The 20132-nt window shown below is 59.5% G+C and carries 13 protein-coding genes and 1 pseudogene; 7 read left to right on the top strand and 7 right to left on the bottom strand.

What is annotated here, in order from left to right; all coding sequences use genetic code 11:
* A pseudogene (locus tag ABX749_RS01680) lies at window positions 1-638 on the bottom strand (thioredoxin); the annotation flags it as partial.
* Window positions 639-1880, bottom strand: coding sequence for an NAD(P)/FAD-dependent oxidoreductase (locus ABX749_RS01675; protein WP_372894487.1), 1242 nt, complete (start codon window positions 1878-1880; stop codon window positions 639-641).
* A gap of 433 nt (window positions 1881-2313) precedes the next feature.
* Between ABX749_RS01675 and radC the strand changes: the two genes are divergently transcribed.
* From radC to ABX749_RS01655, 4 genes are all read left to right on the top strand, one after another.
* On the top strand, window positions 2314-3267 hold the full coding sequence (radC, locus tag ABX749_RS01670) for a DNA repair protein RadC (RefSeq protein ID WP_372894486.1): 954 nt from the start codon (window positions 2314-2316) through the stop codon (window positions 3265-3267).
* A 140-nt stretch (window positions 3268-3407) separates the two neighbouring features.
* Window positions 3408-5156 carry an alkaline phosphatase gene (locus ABX749_RS01665; protein ID WP_372894485.1) on the top strand — a complete coding sequence of 583 codons (1749 nt, stop codon included), beginning with the start codon at window positions 3408-3410 and terminating at the stop codon, window positions 5154-5156.
* A 98-nt stretch (window positions 5157-5254) separates the two neighbouring features.
* Complete coding sequence (locus ABX749_RS01660) at window positions 5255-6103, top strand: suppressor of fused domain protein (protein WP_372894484.1); 849 nt, start codon at window positions 5255-5257, stop codon at window positions 6101-6103.
* Between the two features lie 22 nt (window positions 6104-6125).
* Window positions 6126-7502: a DUF1501 domain-containing protein gene (locus ABX749_RS01655; protein ID WP_372894482.1), complete on the top strand. Its 1377-nt coding sequence runs from the start codon at window positions 6126-6128 to the stop codon at window positions 7500-7502.
* 177 nt (window positions 7503-7679) lie between these two features.
* Here ABX749_RS01655 and ABX749_RS01650 read toward each other — a convergent pair whose 3' ends face one another.
* From ABX749_RS01650 to ABX749_RS01640, 3 genes are all read right to left on the bottom strand, one after another.
* The gene (locus tag ABX749_RS01650; protein WP_372894481.1) at window positions 7680-10481 is read right to left on the bottom strand and encodes a c-type cytochrome domain-containing protein; all 2802 of its coding nucleotides are present in this window, start codon (window positions 10479-10481) and stop codon (window positions 7680-7682) included.
* A 274-nt stretch (window positions 10482-10755) separates the two neighbouring features.
* Window positions 10756-11646, bottom strand: coding sequence for an aminotransferase class IV (locus ABX749_RS01645; protein ID WP_372894480.1), 891 nt, complete (start codon window positions 11644-11646; stop codon window positions 10756-10758).
* Window positions 11621-12685, bottom strand: a complete 1065-nt coding sequence (locus tag ABX749_RS01640; RefSeq protein ID WP_372894479.1) for a hypothetical protein — start codon at window positions 12683-12685, stop codon at window positions 11621-11623. The genes ABX749_RS01645 and ABX749_RS01640 overlap by 26 nt, the downstream gene beginning before the upstream one ends.
* A 367-nt stretch (window positions 12686-13052) precedes the next feature.
* Between ABX749_RS01640 and ABX749_RS01635 the strand changes: the two genes are divergently transcribed.
* Together ABX749_RS01635 and ABX749_RS01630 are read left to right on the top strand one after the other, a co-directional pair.
* Window positions 13053-13466: a hypothetical protein gene (locus tag ABX749_RS01635; protein ID WP_372894478.1), complete on the top strand. Its 414-nt coding sequence runs from the start codon at window positions 13053-13055 to the stop codon at window positions 13464-13466.
* Between the two features lie 172 nt (window positions 13467-13638).
* Window positions 13639-14616 (top strand): transglutaminase family protein, encoded by a 978-nt coding sequence (locus ABX749_RS01630; protein ID WP_372894477.1) that lies wholly within the window; start codon window positions 13639-13641, stop codon window positions 14614-14616.
* Between the two features lie 311 nt (window positions 14617-14927).
* On the opposite strand, the gene ABX749_RS01625 is transcribed toward ABX749_RS01630, so the two are convergent.
* Window positions 14928-17075: a family 16 glycoside hydrolase gene (locus ABX749_RS01625; RefSeq protein WP_372894476.1), complete on the bottom strand. Its 2148-nt coding sequence runs from the start codon at window positions 17073-17075 to the stop codon at window positions 14928-14930.
* Between the two features lie 249 nt (window positions 17076-17324).
* Here ABX749_RS01625 and ABX749_RS01620 point away from each other — a divergent pair, with 249 nt between their 5' ends.
* Window positions 17325-19283 (top strand): alpha/beta hydrolase fold domain-containing protein, encoded by a 1959-nt coding sequence (locus ABX749_RS01620; RefSeq protein WP_372894475.1) that lies wholly within the window; start codon window positions 17325-17327, stop codon window positions 19281-19283.
* 117 nt (window positions 19284-19400) lie between these two features.
* Here ABX749_RS01620 and ABX749_RS01615 read toward each other — a convergent pair.
* On the bottom strand, window positions 19401-20132 hold a 732-nt coding region (locus ABX749_RS01615; RefSeq protein ID WP_372894474.1), incomplete at its 5' end, for a HEAT repeat domain-containing protein.

Below are 20132 nucleotides of genomic sequence, written 5' to 3'. Positions count from 1 at the left end.
GCGGGATACATGCGTTTGACGGCTGCAAAGTTGAACGCTGGCCCGGTCAACGAACTGAGTGTGCGTTTCTGCTGGTTCGTCAACGCATCGACAAGTGCCTTCTTTTCGTCCGCTTTCGCCTTGTCGATTTTCTTGGCGGCGTCGGCAGCGTCCAACGACTGAGCCTGCGACTGTTTCTGGACGCCTGCGACAACGCTGTCCGTTTTCGCAAACACTTCGTAAAGCGATTCTCGAGTCGTCGGCGACAACCCCAACGCGGTGGCGGTTTTGTCGCGAACGATCATTCGGGTCCCGAGAGCCTGGTTGTGCAGCTGGTCCAGACGGTTCAACTGTTTGGAATCCAGGATCTCGGCCAAAGCATCGGTCAATTGTTCAGACAATCGATCGATCGTCTCGATCCGTTCTTGGGCTGGGCGGATACGGACGCGAAACCAAGGCCCATCGATCGGTTCCAGTGCGGCGAAAACTTGGCGGACCTGATCTTCCGAAAGGTTCAACTCTCGATGAACCGCGTCGTCGCGGATCATTTGCAGCAGCACCGGTTGGATTTCCGGCGGGGCCGCTTGGGCTGGCAACGCGGGTGCATCGAAGGCGATCACTAACAAGAACGCCACCGCGACGAGAGATTTGTTGAACATTTACGTTGCCATCGACATCTTGGCTTGTTGGATCGATTTTTCCATGTCGTCGAACATCTTTTCGGCGCCTTCTTTGAAAACACGTCCGATCAGCAGATCGGTCAACGTGCCGCGATGCTCGGGGTGTTCTTTCATGAAGCGGCCGATGCTGAATTCTTTGGTGTAGAACGCATGGACCAGCTTTCGCACCCACATCGCCCCTTGTTTGAATTCGTCGGCCCAGGCGGCCAGTCGTTCGCCGGACAGGTCGTTTTCTCGGAAGCCTTGCACGACGGCGTCACCGGCTCGTACGCCCATGTCGAGCGCAAAATAGACACCGGAGGAATAAACCGGGTCGATGAACCCGAACGCGTCGCCGACCAGCACCCAACCATCGCCGGCGTGTTGCTTGGTCATGTAAGAAAACTCTTTGGCGGTTCGCAATCCGCCCAGGCGGGTCGCCGGTTCCAATCGCGGCTTCAGTCCCGGACAGCGATCGAGTTCCTCCGCGTAGACCTGTTCGGGAGTCCCACGGCCCTTGAGCAAATAGTCGTTGTCGGAGACGCAGCCGATGCTGGTGATGCCGCGGGAGAGCGGGATGAACCAGAACCAAGCGTCCTTGGATTCGGTTTGCAGAATGATCGTCGCCCCTTCGTTGTCGCCTTCGTCCCGCACGGCGTCACGGTAGTAGCCCCAGATGGCCGCTTTCTTCAGATCGGGATTGACCTCTTTCAACCCCAGCTTGTTGGCGATGAAAGATTGCTGCCCGGTTGCATCGATGACGACCTTGCAATCGATCGGTTTGGTTTGGCCGGATTGATCTTTGACGACGACGCCGATGGCCTTGCCGGCATCATCAAAACGCACATCGGTCAAACGGGTCTCGTCGTAGCAGTCGGCACCGAGCTCGGCCGCCCGATCGAACAGCATCTTGTCGAATTCACTGCGTTCGACCTGCCACGTGTCGCTGCACTCGCGTTCGTCGTGCTCGCGAAAGAAAAACGGTGCCGACTCACTGCCTCGGTGGGAGACAAATTGCACACTCTTTTTGACCTGCCATCCCGCCGACCGAATCCTGTCGGTCAGGCCCAATCGTTGCAGTGGCCAAAAGGTTTCCGGCATCAGGGATTCGCCGACGTGAAATCGCGGAACACGTTCTCGCTCGATCAACAGCGTTTCCAGCCCGGCTTCGGCGGTAATGGAAGCCGCCGACCCACCGGCCGGCCCTGCACCAATGACAACACAATCGTAGGCAGACTTCATCTTCGTATTATTCGTTCGTCTAGAAGAAATGGGGCGGATTGACACTCAGTACGCCCGCTCTGATCGGGCCGATCCCGCGACGGTGCTCTCGCCGCAAGTGTGAAACACCTACTTGCCGCCGGCAGAACCGCAGCTTGGTTGATTCAGCAACGATCTGCGTGCCAGTTTAGCAACTCGAACAGTGGCGGTCGCGTCGTCGAAGACCGATCGCACGGTTCACCCAAGCCTGGCGAAGACCGAGAATCCACCCTTCTGGCAATGGTTGAGACGGAGGTTGGCCCGCCAGCAGACGGACGGACCGCACGTCGCGGGGCGTTCCATCCAGACGCGATTCCCCACAGGCGGGACCAGTCACCCCACGAACGGGCTCGGGTTCGTTACGATCTGCGTATCAAATCGAACCAATCACGCAGGGAATCAGCGGGATCCAGCCATGGGGCAGCAGAAGAAACGCAAAGAAAAACTTCTTCAACTCTTCAAAACACTCTCGCCCATCAGCGCATTTTCGAAACAACAGGCACGGGAGCGGTGTACGGAACTGACACCGCATTTCGTCTCGTTGGCACTCAAAGACCTGGTCCGCGAAGGGATTCTGGATCGTTATGAATCGTCCGACCAGGAGACCTATGCTTGGCGGAACGCACAGGTCCGCGTCGATCCGTCGCATTGGATCGAACGCCAAGTCAGCGGCAACCAGGTCACGGCGCAACCGGAACAGGAACGACCGCGGGAACGATTGCTGTCGTCCGGCGCCGAGACGCTCAGTGATGCCGACCTGTTGGCGATCTTGATCCGGGTGGGGGTAAAGGGCGAATCCGCCATCGAAGCGGGAAAGCGGTTGTCCAAGACGTTTTCCAACAAGCTTTCCGATCTGCGACGCAGCGGCAAAGACGAACTGCGAAACATCAGCCCGGCGATCACGGTGACCAGCTATGCCGCGATCATGGCCGGCATCGAACTGGGACGCCGCGTGGCGCGGCATGAACAACAACATCGCCGGGCGCACGCTCCGATCACCAGCACCAGCGCGGCGGTGGAGTATTGTGACGACGCGTTCAGCGGGCTGGCGATCAGCGGGGTCCAAGAGGAATTTCACATCGTCACGCTGAGCACCAAACACCTGCCGATCAACACGCATCTGATCACCCGCGGCACGTTGGACGCCAGTCTGGTGCATCCGCGCGAAGTCTTTCGGCCGGCCATCCGCGATTCCGCTTCGGCCGTCATCCTGGTGCACAATCATCCCTCAGGGGATGCGACACCGAGTCGCGAGGACCACCAAGTGACCGATCGGATGACCGAAGTCGGGAAGCTGTTGGGGATCACGGTGCTGGACCATATCGTCGTCGCCTCGGAGGGGTCGGTCAGCATTCGAGAATTGGCGTGAGCCCCACTCGGAGAACGGCTCGACAGCGACTATTCTGTCCGCCCTCCAAACACGATTCGTTTCCGTATGGGACGCGGCATGTGATGCCGCTTGCGGACGCGATCGCACGAGCCCCGTTTCTTCATGAAATCTTAACGACCATGGATCCTCGCCAAGCCATCTCTGATCGGCGTTTCGGACCTGCCCTGGGACTGTTGATGGCCTCGCTGGCATCACTCGTCACGTTGACCGCCGTCGCCTCGGCCGAGCAGCCGACCACCGGCGGAACGGCAAAATCACAGCCGGCCAGATCACAACCGCCGGCGGCGGGGCGGGGGGACATGATGCGTGCGTTGCAACAGCGGGCGGCCGAGACACAAACACCCGTGTACGGTCATTGGGGCTTGGACGCGACCAAGTACAGCAGTTGGAACGAACACAGCAACCGCTTGGTTCCGGTTTACACCTTCGGTCTGACCCTTTCGGACTGGCGTGAACGGGGCAGCCTGTACGCCGACGCCCAGCGATTGAAACCATTGGAGCGGTCTTCGACGGCCAGTTCGATCAATCCGACCGCGATGTACTTTGATGAGACCGATGTCTATCAATTGCAGCGAGCGGCCATCGATGCCGGTTACAGCAACATCATCATGCTGGTCTTTGACGGGATGGATTGGCAAACCGCGCGGGCCGCCGCGATCTACAAAACCGGTCGCATCGATTATGAATCCGGTCGCGGTACCGGGTTGGCGTTTCAAACCGACCGACGCACGCTGACGGACTACGGATTGATTTCCACCAGTTCGGCCGCCGATGAGGCGACCATCGACGTCGATGCGCAACGGGTTCTCAGCGTCAGCGAGCAACCGTCTTTCGGTTACGACGTCCGACTCGGCGGGCGAACGCCGTGGAATGAACGCAACGGTAGCGGGTACTTGATCGGCCAAGATCTTTCACGACCGCATACCGTCACCGACTCCGCCGCTTCGGGCACCAGCCTGTGCAGCGGCATCAAGACGTACAACGGTTCGATCAACGTCGCGCTCGATGGATCGCAAATCGTCCCCCTCGCGCGTGAGTTGCAACGCGACCAGGACTTCATGATCGGCGTGGTGACCAATGTTCCCGTCAGCCACGCGACTCCCGCGGCGGCCTACGCGAACAACGTTTCACGCAAAGACTATCAAGACCTCGCCCGTGACCTGATCGGGTTGCCGTCCGCAGCCCATCGCAACGATCCGCTACCGGGCATCGACGTGCTGTTGGGCGCCGGCTGGGGCGAACACAAGGACGAAGACGAACTTCAAGGCGCCAACTTTGCCAAGGGCAACCGATACTTGCATGAAGAAGACCTGCGGACGGTCGATCTGCGAAACGGCGGACGGTACCGAGTCGTCGAGCGCACGGCGGGGAAATCGGGTCGCAAGTCGCTGCACCGTGCCGCCCAAGCCGCGGCGGACAATCAGGAACGATTGCTCGGATTCTTTGGAACCCGGGGCGGCCATCTGCCGTATGCGACCGCCGACGGTGGCTATGACCCGGCCGCCGATGTCGGGGACGCGGAAATCTATTCCGCAGCCGACATCGACGAGAACCCGACACTCGCCGAAATGACTGAAGCGGCGCTGTTGGTGTTGGAACAGTCGATCGACGGGTTTTGGTTGATGATCGAAGTCGGTGATGTGGACTGGGCCAACCACGCCAATAACCTGGACAACAGCATCGGCGCCGTGCTGAGCGGTGAAGCCGCGTTTGTCAAAGTGATGGACTGGGTCGACGAGAACAACGCCTGGGACCATACCGCGGTCATCGTCACTGCCGACCACGGTCACTACCTGGTCCTGGATCATCCCGAAGTCATCGCCGCGGCGGGACGGAGCGAGACGGCAAAGGAATTGGCCGAAAAATAGGCAGCTGAAAGAGGCATCCGGAATTCCGCCGCTGAACAACTGTTAGACTGTTGCGTTGGTTGAAATCTGAGCGACGCAAACGTGAGCGGTGAATCGAGGTGGACGTAGAATTCCGGTGCCCCAAATGCGCCAAACGCTATAAAGCCAGCGAAACGCATTCGGGAAAAAAGACCCGATGCGGCGGCTGTGGCGAAACGATCGAAGTCCCTTTTCCGCCGCTGGAGATCCCGGACGAAGTGACCGACGGCGGCAGCACGGTTTATCGCCATGAAGCGAGATCGCGCGAGTTTGAATTGGCGATCGGCGACAGCGAGAATATTGAACGTGTCGAGGCTCATATCGCTGAACACGTTGGCGAGGTCGACAGCGTCTGGCATGAGCTGATTTCTGATCTGGTGCACATCGACGTGCACTGGGTCAAACCGTCGTCGGAGCGTCCCTTCCACACGCTGATCACCACCGGCATGAGCGATCGTCCGATGTCGCCGCCCGAGGGTGCCGAAGAATTGGCCTACGCCGAGTTGATGCTCTGCCTGCCGCCGGATTGGAAACTGGACGAACAATCGTTGAGCGACACGACCAACTACTGGCCGATCCAGTGGCTGAAATTCTTGGCCCGGTTTCCGCACGAATACGAGACCTGGTTGTTTGATGGTCACACCATCCCCAACGGAGACCCCGCCGACCCGCTCGACCCGAGCGTCGACTTCATCGGCTGGTTGCTGACGTTCCCATCGACGACCAACGAAGAGTTCATTCGACTGAAGATCTCTGACGAAAAGTCCATCTACTTCCTCGCCGCAATCCCATTGCTGCAGAACGAAATGGATTTCAAACTAAAATACGGCACCGAAAGTCTGTTGAAACGTTTTGACAAGGCCGGCTACAACGAAGTCTTGGACGTCAATCGCAAAGACGTCTCGAAGAAACGATTCTGGTTATTTTGACTCCGCCCGCTACACCCACACGATGCTGACACGACGACAACTGCTGGCAAGCTGCGGCACCGGACTGGGATCCTTGGCGCTCTCGGACCTGCTTGCCCGAGATGCGACGGCGACCGGATTGCATTTTCCGGCCAAGGCCAAACACGTCATCCATTTGTTCATGAATGGTGGCCCCAGCCAAGTCGATACCTTCGACTACAAACCGCGACTGAACGATTATGCCGGCAAGACCGCGCCGACGGGAAAACTGAAAACCGAACGCCCCACCGGCAATGTCCTGGGCACGCCGTTCAAGTTCAAACCGTATGGACAGTCGGGGATTCACGTCAGCGAGTTGTTCGCCAAAACGGCCGAACACATTGACGACATCTGCTTGATTCATTCGATGCGCGCCGATGTCCCCAACCACGAACCGTCACTGATGTTGATGAACACGGGCGAATCGCGTTTGGTTCGTCCCAGCGTCGGATCTTGGCTGACCTATGGTCTGGGCAGCGAAAACAGCAACCTGCCGTCGTTTGTGACCATGTGCCCGGGCGGCTATCCGATCAAGGAGTCGCAGAACTGGCAGAACGCGTTTTTGCCGGGCAAGTACCAAGCGACCTATGTCGACACCAGCCACCGTCAAGTCGACCGGTTGCTGGAGAACATTCGCAGCGAATTGGTTGCCGCGACCGATCAACGTCAACAACTGGACCTGCTGGCGAACCTGAACCGCCAACACGCCGCGTCCCGGCCCCATGACGAACGGTTGCAGTCGCGGATCGAATCATTCGAGTTGGCTTATCGGATGCAGAGCGAAGCGGCCGACGCGTTCGACGTCACGCGCGAACCCCAGTCGGTCCGTGACGAGTACGGCGACGGTGACTTTGCGCGCCAGACCCTGATCGCGCGACGGTTGGTCGAACGCGGCGTTCGCTACGTGCAGCTCTACACCGGTGCGGGACAACCGTGGGACAATCACGACGATCTGGAAAAGCAGCACCGTAAACTGGCCCAGCAGGTCGACCAGCCGATCGCGGCGTTGTTGGCAGACCTCAAACGCACCGGACTGCTCGACGAAACGATCGTGATCTGGGGAGGCGAGTTCGGCCGCACCCCCGTCGTCGAGATGCCTCGCAAAGGCACCAACCAAGGCAAGATGAACGGCCGTGATCACAACCACTACGGCTTTACCGTGTGGATGGCCGGTGGCGGCGTCAAAGGCGGACAAACCGTCGGGGCGACCGACGAAATCGGATTCCAGGCGGTCGAAAATCGTGTCCATGTCCACGACCTGCACGCGACCTTGTTGCGGCTGATGGGGCTGGACCACAAACGATTGACCTACCGTTACGCCGGACGCGATTTCCGTCTGACCGATGTCCACGGACGGATCGTGGACGAAGTGCTGGCGTAGGTCTTACGTGATGCTGGCATGCACAGCATGCCCTACCAATCGGCAGACGGCCACTCAATCCGCGACGGCTGACGGTAGACGGTAGGTCACGCTGTGCGTGACGGCGGACGGTTGTGATGCCGGCATGCACAGCATGCCGTACCGATCGTCAGCGATGTCGGCATGCACAGCATGCCGTTACGGCAGCACTTCGACGGTGATCGGGTGCGAGGCCAATCCGCCGTCGACGCCGGCGGTCAGAAAGAACGAGCGTTTGCCGGGGACGGCGGTGGGATCGGCGGTCACAAAAAACTCTCGCTGCGACGCGCCGGCAACGATCAACAATCCGTTCAGTCCGATGTTGTCGACGTAAACGCCCTGGCTGGCGTTGCGCCCGGATTGCTCTTTGCCGAATGAAACTTCATTTTCAAATCCGTCTCGACGCTGAACCAACACGCGTGCCGAAACCGTCTCGCCCCGCCGCACTTGCAGCGTCCAATTCTCGTGGGCGGCGATCTCGGCATCGACGGGTTTGATGATCGGGACGACCTGTGCCGGGCTGGGATCAAATTTTAATTTCCCCGGCGATCCCGCCTGCCGCTCGACGCGTGTTGCGTTGATCATCGCCGATGCGGTCAGCGTCGGTTCGATCTCGCCATCCCAGCCTTCTTCGTTGGGATCCGCCCAAATCACGCCCGTTGCGAATCGTTGACCGGCTTCGATCGTGAGGGGGAAATTGCTGACCAACCGATCCGGCAGCCCGTCGATTTCGAATGTCACGGCGCCGTCGAATCCATCCAGCCGATCGATCTGGACTTGAAATTCGCGTCCGGTGCCCGGATGCAGCGGTTTGCTGATGGCTTTGGTCGTCGGTCGGAATCCCGGTCGTGCCGGGCGGATGGCCAACCGATACCCGTACGCCGAACCGCCTTCACCCCGCGTGTCACCGATGCGAACGGTGTACAGCCCATCGGCCGGAGCGGTAAACAACAACCGACTGTTCTTGCCCGCCAGTCGTTGCGGGTCATCGTCGTTTTCGTAGTACACATCAAACACGGGCAATCCGTTGGCCAATGGTTCGGCACCGGCCGGCAACGGTCGAACGATGTAGGCCGGTTCTCCGAGCGCGTGGGTCGTGCCGCTGGTTCCGAAATACGTCCAACGATTCCCTTCACCGGGATACACATTGAATCCCGAATCGGGACCGCGCGGATGCATTTGCAAACGCGTCACTTCGCCGGCCGCATACAGGTACTCGCCGAGCTGCATCTCTTCCCAATTGAACACGCGAAAGTCGCTGATCTGCTCGCTGTCTTTACCTCGAAAGGTGAAGTACGAATCACGAACGGCTTGCAACCGGACTCTCAGGACGGGCTCGCCAGCGGCGTCCAGCACGGTGACGATCGGGTCGAGACGGCTGTCCTTCTCAGCGTCCGCGTCGATCGCCCAGACTTCGCCCTGGTGTGCCGGCCAGCGATACAGATCCACTTCACCGGCCTGGCCGATTTGTCCCTTGATCGACACGTTGCGGTCGACATCCAGGATGCCGGCGGAATCTGCCGCGGCGTCGGCCTTTGTCAGCGTTTGACGCAAGGTTGATTCGTCCAGTGAAATCGCGTCGCCCAGGTCCATCCAGACGGGCTGCAGTTCCTGTTCCGAGCGGCTCGTGCTCTGCGATTCGATCGGCGGCAAGGGGCGAGAGACGACTTGTCCGTTCATCATCGAGATCACCACCTGTCCGCTGTCTGCGGTGATAAAAAGATCCGTGCCCGACTCGGGAAGCGACTCCAGCGACGCCACCGGTTGCCAATCGGACATGCGAACGCGTTTGACGCTGCCGGATTCCGAGATGGCAACAAGCGATTGGTCGTCCGGGGCGATCGCGAAGTTGACGATCGGCGTCTCGTCCATGAATCGCGTGGCCACCAACGGGTTGATACGCGGCGTTTGGGTCGATCGCAATCGCCAGGCGCGAAGTCGATTGTCGGCACTGACCGCCACGATGTGTCGTCCGTCGTGTGTCACGGTGACGGCAAACACTTCGCCTTCGGGCTGGCTGAGCGTGTCCAGTCGGATGCCTTGCTCGACATTCCACACCTTCACCGTCTCATCGGCACAAGCGCTGACCAACACTGTTCCATCGGGCGAGAACGCCAAGTCAAAGATGGCTCCGTTGTGTCCGGTCAAACGCCGAACCACATTGCCGGATGCGACATCCCACAGCACGATCGTTCGGTCGTAGCCCGCCGTCGCCAGCATCGTATCGTCGGGCGAGAAGACGGCGGCGTAGAGTGTGTCGTTGTGTCCGACAAATTCTCGAATCAGGGCTCCCGATTCGGTGTCGTAAATCGCCGCGCGACCGTATGCCCCCGTCAGACCGGATGCGACCAGCAATCGCGTCGCATCCGACGAGAACGCGAGCGAGTTGATTTTGCCCAGTTGGTCATCGGAAATTTCTGTCGTCGGATTCGAGTCCCGGTCGCCGGTAGCGTGCCGGATTTCAATGCGTCCATACGACGCGCGTGCGGTCGTCCGCCCGTCGGGTGCACGGGCAATCGCGGTGATCGGAGCGACCAGGCCTGGAGACGGCTTGATCGAGGGCGTGCGCAGCTCGCGTTTGACCGGCATTTCGCCCTGGGGTCCGGCGGCGCCCTGTTCGATCCATCGCGCCAGAATTTCCAATTCTCGTTCGTCGGGTCCGTCGGTACCATCGGGCGGCATGACAGGTTCGACTTCGCCGCGGACCATCATCAGCAATCGGCTGCTGGCTGGGACGCCCGGGGTGATAGCGACACCGGTTTCGCCCCCTTTCATCAGACCGACGAAATCATCCATCACCAAGCCGCCTTGCGGGTCGTCGGCGTTGTGACAGCCGACGCAGTACTTTTCCAGGATCGGATAGACATCGCGTTGAAAGTCAGCCGGCTCGGCCGCCGGCGCAGGCGAAGGACCGCTACACAATACAAAGACGATCGCAGCAACGAGGGTTCGCAGTTTCATTTCGTCGGCTTCAGTTCGTCGGCGAAGGGTGGGAGAGGAAGGCGAGCAGCGGTCCATTGTAACCGTCCACGAGGACAGCACCGATTACCGCCGCGTTTTTTGCCCAATGGGCATGCATATCCCTAGCCTGGGGCAAGCAAACCGAGCATTTGCGAGGGTTGCGCCGCCCCAGGAACCTCATCGCAATGAGGTTCAATTTGGCCAACGGCCATGCACAACTGTAGGGGAAGCTACCGGCCGGAGCAGGACCCTCGCGCCGGCGCTGAGACATCCACTACCCGACACGGCCCTCGAATGCCGATCGGAGACGCTGATAGACGGGTCCGGCCGCTCGCAGCGGGGAGCGGTCGATCGAGTTGGCGAACCAGATCCCGCAGCTCGTCCCCGTCAGCAAGACTTCTTCTGCGGCGGCAAGACGTTCGCGCGAGATCCGTTGCTCGCGCCAAGTGATCCCGGTTTCGGACGCCAGTTCGCGGACGACTTGCAGCGAAACGCCGCTGAGAATCTGATCGCTCGGCGGACACACCACGCCGCCCGCTTCGACGATCAGCAGGTTTGCGATACTCGACTCGGTCACCGTGCCGTCGGAATCGACCAAAATGCCGATCGCGTCGCTGTCCGTCTGTCGTGCCTCTCGATCGGCCAGGTAGTAGTGCAGTCGACAGCGGACTTTGATGTTGCGCGACCAACACGCGCTCGGCGGTTGCTGGACGGACGTGACGACCAGGGGGCTGCCGGATCGTGTTCGCCGCTCGATCAATGCCGAGTCGATCGGGTACAGATCGATCACCAGGGTCGGTGAATCAGCCGTGCCGGGTGTTGCGAACCATAGCACGCCGAATTCTTTTTGCCTCGCTAACCACGCCCCGTTCCGCGCGATGGCTTCGTCAATCAATCGCGACAGCGATGGGCGGGACGGAAGTCCGGTCAGATCGAGCGCCTTGGTGGTGCGTTGCCAACGATCCAGGTGCCGGTCGAGTTCGAACAGCCGGCCGTTGTAGGCGCGGACGCGCTCGACGGCCGTCACCGCTTGGGTGACCGCGGGGTCTCGCGACGACAAACACACGTCATCCGCGTTGATCCATGATCCGTTGTGATACGCCAGACGCGTGACGCCTGAATCGACCGGACGGGTGGAATCAGAAACTGATTCGTCGGATTCCATTGATCAGCCTCGCCATGTCGACTCCGGCGTTGCAACCGCCTTGATAGTAGTCCATTTCCGAGTGGCGAAGTTTGACGATCGAGGCACAGTCGCGCGAGCGAACCGGCAATCGCGTGCCGTCGACACGATTCGCAAAGATGGTCGGCCCGCTGTAACCCAGTGCCGTGTCGCGGCGAATTCTCTCCAACAACCAATAGCGTTTCAACACCACGTCGCGTCGGTTGTAGAGCAACACGAGTTCGTCCATGTTCTTGGTCGCACAACCATGGTAGCCGTTGTCGCCAAGCCATTTCGACTCGATCGCGGGGGCCACCAAACCGACGCGAACGTTGGCACCGGTCAACGGAGGCTCGGGCAATTGTCGCCCTGAAAGTGCGCCCCCGGCCAACGCATGCAGTGCTCCGGTGGTCACGCGTGCTCCGAAACTGTATCCGATCATCGCCATCGGCACCGAAGCCTGGACATGGTGACGCAGAAACGAAGCCAGGTACAACCCTTGTGCGTCACAGCGATCTGCCTTGAGTCGAAAATCCTTGACACCGATCATTTCCTTTTCGCTCGGCCAACTGTAGATCATCCAATCGATCGGACCGCGGGCCCCACGCATCCGAATCCGATTTCGAATCATCGACGATCGGTTGACGACTTCGCACACCGGCATTCGGTTGCCGTGGACATAGAACACGACGGGGCGTTCGGGCGAAACGGATGCCAGGTAGTCATGCTGATTGATCTCGCAGACCGTTCCGCCATCGATGCGCCACATCCGAAAGGGAATTTCGACCAGCGAGGCGCGACAGCAATCCGCGGTGAGGTGACGGGTCGACACGAGAAAGACGCGATCGTCATCACAAACGCAACAATCACTGGCGGCGAGAAAGTCGGCCACCGCCGCTTCATCACTATCACAGTTCGCGGCGATCGCGGCGAAGGTTTCCGGTTCGTTCGCCTCGACACCGTTCGGCTGGGACAGGTCGGCCGAGGCCTCGACGACATCGACAATCACTTCGTGGTCGGTTGCCGCAGCATGATCGCCCATGCACGCAACGGGCAGTGCAACGGGCAGTGCAACGCACACGAGCGACACGAAGATTCGGATTGACGGGAACATCCGCATCATATGGCTTGAGGTGGGATCAAAGGCGGGTGGGTGAGAACTAGCGTCTGACTGGACGCAACAAATTGTTGCTGAAAAAAAACGATGTTGCGTTTGCACATCATTCAGAGCGTCCTAGTTTTGTGTGGTTCTCGATCCGAGACCAACGAATACGCTCCCTGTGCATATCGCGGAATCTCCAATGAACAATCGTATTATTCTAGTCGCAATGACTGTCGCTGTCGTAACGACGACTTCGGGCTGCACCCCGTTCCGAAACTTCTTTTTCGGTCGCGGAGCCAAATGCGGTTTGTGCACGCGATTGGCCACCCCGCTGCGGCGGCAAGTCCCCCTGGCAGCGGCCCAGCCGACCTGCAACCAGCCCCTGGCGGCCCAACCCCGATATGCCCCGCCGGCGGCCGGCTATGGATGCAACCCCGATCCCTGCGCCACCGGCTATGCCCCGGCGGCCCGCGCGATGAGCGCCTACCCGGCCGATCCGTACTGCTGCAGCCCCGCCAACGGCGTGGCCCAGGGCGGAATCGTCAACGGCCAGGGCTACATTCAACCGTATAGCGGCGTTTGGCAACCCGCACCGACCGATGCCCAAGGCTACCGGGCGAACTACTACGGGTACCCCGACGTCGGATACCGAGTCGACGCCGATGGCGACCGAATCATCTATGAAGAACCGTTGCCGCCCGGTGCCCGAGCGGTCAACTGATCCGGCATTCCCTATCGCACGAGACGCAAGCGGGTGAGACAGGCACGGGGAGACTCACTCGTTTGCGTTTCGTGCTTTCCATCGTTCAGACTACTCTAGGTAGGTTGCTGGGTGTCGTTCGGTCTCATCAGCCGACTCCCATTTCAACCCGCTGCTGCCCTCAGGAACCTCCATGCGATTTAACGATTCGATCCGTCGACGACAGTGGATGAAACGCACGGCGCTGTGGGGCGCCGCGGCAGTCGGTTCGATCGATTCCCTTGTTTCATCGCCGGCCTACGCCCAATCACTGGTTTACGAAGAACAGCCGGTGACGCACTGGCGGATCGGTCTGGTCTTGACCACACCGGTGACCTGCACCAACGTCCTGGCCACCTTTCCCGTGCCCACCGACTGGCCCGAACAAACCGTCACGGTGCGGAATCAAAACATCGCCCCCCAAGTCACGCGCTGGGAAATCCGCGAGTTGGGAGGAGGAACAAAACAGGTCGTCTTGCAAATGGCGCGTGTCGCTGCCGGATCAACCGCCGAATTCACCATCGATGTCGACATTCAGCGGTCGCGAATCCTGCCCCCGGATGACACGTCGACGCTCGTGATTCCCAAACGACCACCACGCGACGTCAAACTCTACACCGGCAACAGTCCCTTCATCGATGCCTCGCACCGTTCGATCCGCGAAGCGTCCAAAGAAGTCGCGGAGATGGAAGCGGACAATGACTGGCGGCGCGTGGAATTAATCTATGACTACGTTCGCGACAAAGTGCAGTACGTCGAAGGCGATTTGAAAAACGCATCACAGGCCCTGCAGGAAGGCAAGGGTGATTGCGAAGAGATGACCAGTCTGTTTGTCGCGATCTGCCGCAACCTAAAAATCCCCGCCCGCGTCGTCTGGATTCCCGATCACTGCTATCCCGAATTCTATCTGGAAGACGCCGACGGCAACGGACACTGGTATCCCTGTCAGGCTGCCGGTACCCGCCAGTTCGGACGCATGGACGAAACCCGTCCCGTGCTGCAAAAAGGCGACCGATTCAAAGTCCCTGAAAAGAAGACGCCGGTGCGTTACGTTTCGGAATTCTTTCGCTGCGATCGCAAGGGACGCGGAACCCCCAATCCGACCTTCATCCGAGAACGCTTGGACGCCTGAGCCGTGAGTACGGCACGGGCATGAGTGTTGGTGTGCAGGCTTCAGCCGCCCACGGTCGCTGCGTCGCAGCGACGTTTCATCAGGTGAGGGCCCATAGGCTCGCGCCAAACGGCTGACAATCGTTTGACATCAGCCGGTTCGCGCCAGCGTCCGGGCCTCCCCGTTGGTCTTCACTTAGCGGTATTGGGCTGCAGCCGCCCATCATCGCTGCGTCGCAGCGACCGGGAATCGCCTAAAGGCTAGACACCAACGGTTGCTGAATGCGTTCTGCTGTTACCTAGGCGGCAGACGATCGGCATGCACAGCATGCCCTACTCGGTTTTGACGGGAAACGCGAACTCGCTGACGGCTTCTCCGTCGACCTTGTGATGGCGGAGCGTCAATCGCGGCTCGTTATCTTCACCGGCGTATTTCAATTCACCGGACAAAAATCCGCCGGCGACGCGTAGGAAGCGGTGTTGGGGGCGTTCGTCGCCCGGTTTCCAACCCAATTCATGTTCCTCGCTCCCCGGTCCACAGCCGAACTCCCAGAGGTCGGCTTCGGAATCGAACGATGCGTATTGCCAATGTCGGTCGCCGCACAACACGATCACATTGTCGATCGTCGCCAGTTTGGCGCGAATCTCGTCGCCTTCATGGGCAAAGATCTCGTTGGCGTGATTGTCTTTCTTGTTGTCTCTGTCGGGGCCGACGACCGGCGTGGGGCTGCAGATCACTTTGAATGTCGCAGTCGATTCATCGAGCGTCTTGAACAACCAAGCCTTCTGTTCGTTGCCGAAAATGGTCTTCTCCGGTCCATCCGGCATCGAGTTGGGGCTGCGGTAGTCGCGTCCCTCCAAGAACCAGACTTCCAGATCACGCCCCCAGCGAACGTTGGTGTAGCGTGGAGTCAACGAAGGGAATTGTTCTTCGTTGAACAGCTGCACGCCTTGCTCAAAACTGACCGAACCGTACGTTTGCCCGGCCCAACAATCGTTCTTCAGCGTGTCGTGGTCGTCCTTCAAAAAGTAGCTGGTGGTGTGGCTGTAAAAGTCACGGTTGCTCGGTAAAGCAAAGATCCGCCCCCACTTGAAACGCATCAATTCGATCGTCATCGCCCAGGGATCGGGTTTGTCGTAGTATTCGATGTCACCGGCGTGGACGACGAAATCCGGTTGCATTTTGGCCATCGTCGGATAGATCTTGTGTCCCTTCATCCCGTCGTCGCGGCGGATGAAGTCGTGACAAGTCGTGATGCAAAACTTCACGTCCTTTCGCGCGGTTGCTTTCGGTGCGGTTCGGAAGGAGCCACGGACGACCGCCGTTGTTTCGTCGCGATCGAGTGACTGTGCTTCGATAATCGCAGCGTATTGCGTGTCAGGCTTGAGCCCTTCGAGTTTCCATTGGGCGGTAAAGTCGCTTTCCGGTTTCGTTGTGATCCACTCGGTGGTTTTCAGCGCGTAGCGTTGCTTGCCCGGAAAGTACATCAGACGGACGCGGCCGGGCGCCCCAGGACATGCCCCCAGCATTTCGGACAATTCGGCGCCCTCGGGCAGTTGGACACGGAGCAATTTTTCGGCATCGGTTTCGTTGGCAAGTTTTCTAGCGTCGTTCCTGGAGACCGACACGAACGCTTTGCCGTCGGCGACGAAATCGGGCCGCGCGGTGGTGCGAGTCCAAATCACGATCGAATCTTGATCCGCCCAGCTGTTCCGCATCGCATTGCCGAGGAACGGTGCCGTCGCGATCGGCGTTTCGAGATCCGCGGGAGCGACGTCGATCGCGGTGAACTGAAACTTTCGATAGACCGCTTTTCCGCCGTGGTCGGTCAACATGATTCGATCGCCGGGCTTGGGGCTGCCGAAATCCTGCGAACCATAAAACTTGCTCAGCGCGATCGTCTTGTCCCAGCTCGGGCCGGTCGTCTTGGCAGAAGCAACGAGTTGGCCATTCAAATAGTGTTCCAATCGATGGCCGCTGGCGACGACACGGGATTGGTTCCACTGGCCGGCCGGATGCAGCACCTTCTCGTTCTCGGGCGCCACCAGATCGTAAATCGAAGCCGTGCTGCCCTTTGCCAGACTGGTCGGTTTGTCGTCAATGATCTGATACTCGATTCCCAAATAATTGTTGCTGAACAGGTGCTTGCCGAATCGACGTACCCGGTACTTTAGTCCCGTGTTCGTTTTTTCGTCGATCTTCCATTCCCATGACAATTCAAAATTGGGCGGCAACGGCCCACTGACGAGACTGCCGTTGCCGCCACGTGGATGGACCAGACGGGCCTCTCCGTCGGTGAATTCCCAGCTGTCCGTCACCGGTTTTCCGTCAAGCGATTCCCAAAATTCCGCAGTGGCAAAATCGAGCGTGTTGCCGGATCGTTGATCGTCGGGTCTCGCATCTTCGGCAAAGGTCGCATCGAGACCAACCGACGACGCCAAAAGCAGGACCAGTAACGGAAAACGCTTGAATCGAATCATGAGTGGATGCGTTCGTTGGGAAGGGGAATGGATGGGAAGGGGAATGGAAGCGCGTCTTGTCTGTAGGACTGGCGTGCTGAGCAAGACGCTCGATCACGCGACCTCGCTGGAAGACACGAGGCGGCGGGTGGGGCTATACTCTAATCCATTCCTGCCTCCGGCGTGTTCCACGCCCCTTCCGATTTCTCTCCCGTTTTGGTGGCCCACATGTCCCACAGAGTTCCCGTTCTCCTGGTGCTGATCGCACTGATGGCGATCCCCAACGTCGGCTTGCACGCCCAGGATCAAGAAACCGAAACAAAGATGCGCGCTGCCGGAGCGGCGGTCGAGGTTTACAAGACCACCGAGGACGCCGAGGGAGCCCCGGTGTCGTTGAAGCTGTACGTGTTTTACCCCGCCGATCACAAACCGACCGATCGGCGTTCGGCCATCGTGTTCTTCTTCGGCGGCGGATGGAAAAACGGTACACCAAACCAGTTCCTCGAGCATTGCAAATACCTCGCCTCACGCGGCATGGTCGCGATGACCGCCGACTATCGCGTGCTGAATCGCCAAGGGACCAAGGCGCTCAAATGTGTCGCAGACGGCAAGTCGGCGGTCCGTTGGATCCGCGAGCAAGCCGATCGCTTGGGTGTCGATCCCGATCGCATCGTCGCCGGTGGCGGTTCGGCGGGCGGTCACGTCGCCGCCTGCACCGGCGTGATCAAGGGGTTTGACGAATCCGGTGAAAACAAATCGGTCAGCAGTCGCCCCAACGCGATGGCGCTGTTTAATCCGGCGGTCGTGCTAGCGAAAATCGATGACCGGCCGCCACTGGATCCGGAGAAACTGAAAGGACTCGCCGAACGAATGGGAACCGATCCCCGCGCGCTCTCGCCGGTTCACCACGTCGATTCAAACGCCCCGCCGACCATTCTGTTCCATGGGAAAGCGGACGAGACGGTGCCTTATTGGACGGCCGAAGCCTTCTGTCAAGCGATGACGAAAGCCGGCAATGCATGCGAGCTGATCGGATTTGAAGGCCAGGGACACGGCTTTTTCAACCACGGACGAGGCGACAATTCCAACTACCAGTCAACGATTCGCGAGCTGGATCAATTCCTGGTGTCACACGGTTTCTTGGAACCACAACGCACATCCAAGTCACCGCAGTTGACCACGATCGATCTGGGAGATGACACCGACCGTCAAGTGATTGTCGATCGCGAGCCCGGCCAATACCTCGGACACCCGACCACGTGTTTGCTGGAAGACGGCAAGACGATGTTGTGCGTTTATCCCAAAGGTCACGGTCGCGGGGGCATTGTTTACAAACGCAGCGACGATGGCGGATTGACGTGGAGCGACCGTTTGCCGACCCCGGAGAACTGGTCGACGTCCAAGGAAGTCCCGACGCTGCACCGCGTGATCGGCCCCGACGGGACCAAACGTATCATCATGTGGTCCGGGCTGTATCCCGCACGATTGGCGGTCTCGGAAAATGACGGGCTGGATTGGAGCCCGCTGAAACCGGTCGGCGATTGGGGCGGGATCGTCGTGATGGGATTTGTCGAACCGCTCAAGACCGGTCCTGGCCATTACCTGGCCATGTTCCACGACGACGGGCGATTCTTCACTGCCGATGGAAAACGCTCCAAGACCTTCACGCTCTACAAGACGTTTTCGACCGACGGCGGCCTGACTTGGTCAGCCCCCGAATCCGTTTACCAATCCTCCGACGTTCATCTCTGCGAACCCGGTTGCATCCGGTCACCCGATGGCAAGCAACTGGCGGTGTTGCTGCGTGAAAATGCCCGCCGAAAGAACTCCCACATCATCTTCTCCGATGACGAAGGCAAAACATGGTCGTCGCCTCGAGAATTGCCGCTCGCCCTGACCGGGGATCGCCACACCGGAAAGTACACCGCCGACGGCAGACTGTTCATCAGTTATCGTTGCCAATCGCCAGTTCAATCCCGCAAAGACCGTCCGTTTGAAGGCGATTGGGTCGGCTGGGTCGGAACCTGGGACGATCTGGTCAACGGCCGCGACGGTCAGTACTTCGTGCGACTGGGCGACAACACCAAAGGCGCCGACACCGCCTATCCCGGAGTCGAAGTGTTGCCCGATGACACAATCGTCACGACCACCTACGGTCACTGGATCAAGGGCGAACAGCCCTACATCATGAGCGTCCGGCTGAAGTTGAGCGAATTGGACCAAAAGTAGGGCATGCTGTGCATGCCAGTCATCAACAACAGCGTGACCTACGGCCTGCAAATTGCGGCCTCAGAGTAGGGCATGCTGTGCATGCCAGCCGTCGCGCACCGCTTGAACAACCGTGACTCAATCCACCACGTTGGACGTTCCGTTGAGTTCGTTCAAGGCTCGGTTCATCACGCGAACGCGATACTTGCCATCGGAGTTGAATCCTTTCTGATACTCCAATCCTTCGCTCATCTGATCGATCACCGGCCGCGCCTGTTCGTCGATCTCGTCCAGCACGATGGCCGCCTGCAGTCGTTCCCATTGGGCGCCGGTGGTCATCTCATGGATCAAAACCGGCAAGGCTTGTTCGGGCAACTCCATCCGGCACAGCGCCCGTGCGGCCGCGGTACGAACCGCCGAGGAGGAATCGGTCAGCAACGTTGTCATCGAATCTGCCGCCGCGGCCCTTGCCGCCACGCCCAGATTGCCTATGCCGGTGGCCGCCCAATAGCGAATCACGCTATCGCGATCATCGGCCGAATCAACGAGCTTCTTGAGAGCCGACGGTCCGCTGGAAGCGGCGACCGCGATGTCGGCGAGTTGCGCGTTGTACTGTTCCGCATCGGCCTGTCGTAGGATCGCATATTCACTTCCCAGTTCTTTCGCTCGCTCGGCGATGATCGCTTCGGGGATCAACCCCAAGTCACCCGTTTCGCCGATCCACTCGGTTTGTGCAGCACGCATGCGTTTCAACACATCTGCATAGTCGCTGTTTCCCGCCAGATTGTTGACTTCGTGTGGATCGGCCACGCAATCGTAGAGTTCCTCGACGGGCTTGGTCGGTGAAAAATAGTATTCCGCTTCGGCCGT

Origin of the sequence: Stieleria sp. (genome assembly GCF_041595215.1) — a bacterium.
Lineage (GTDB): Bacteria > Planctomycetota > Planctomycetia > Pirellulales > Pirellulaceae > Stieleria > Stieleria magnilauensis.
This window is presented reverse-complemented; position numbering and strand designations above follow the sequence as displayed.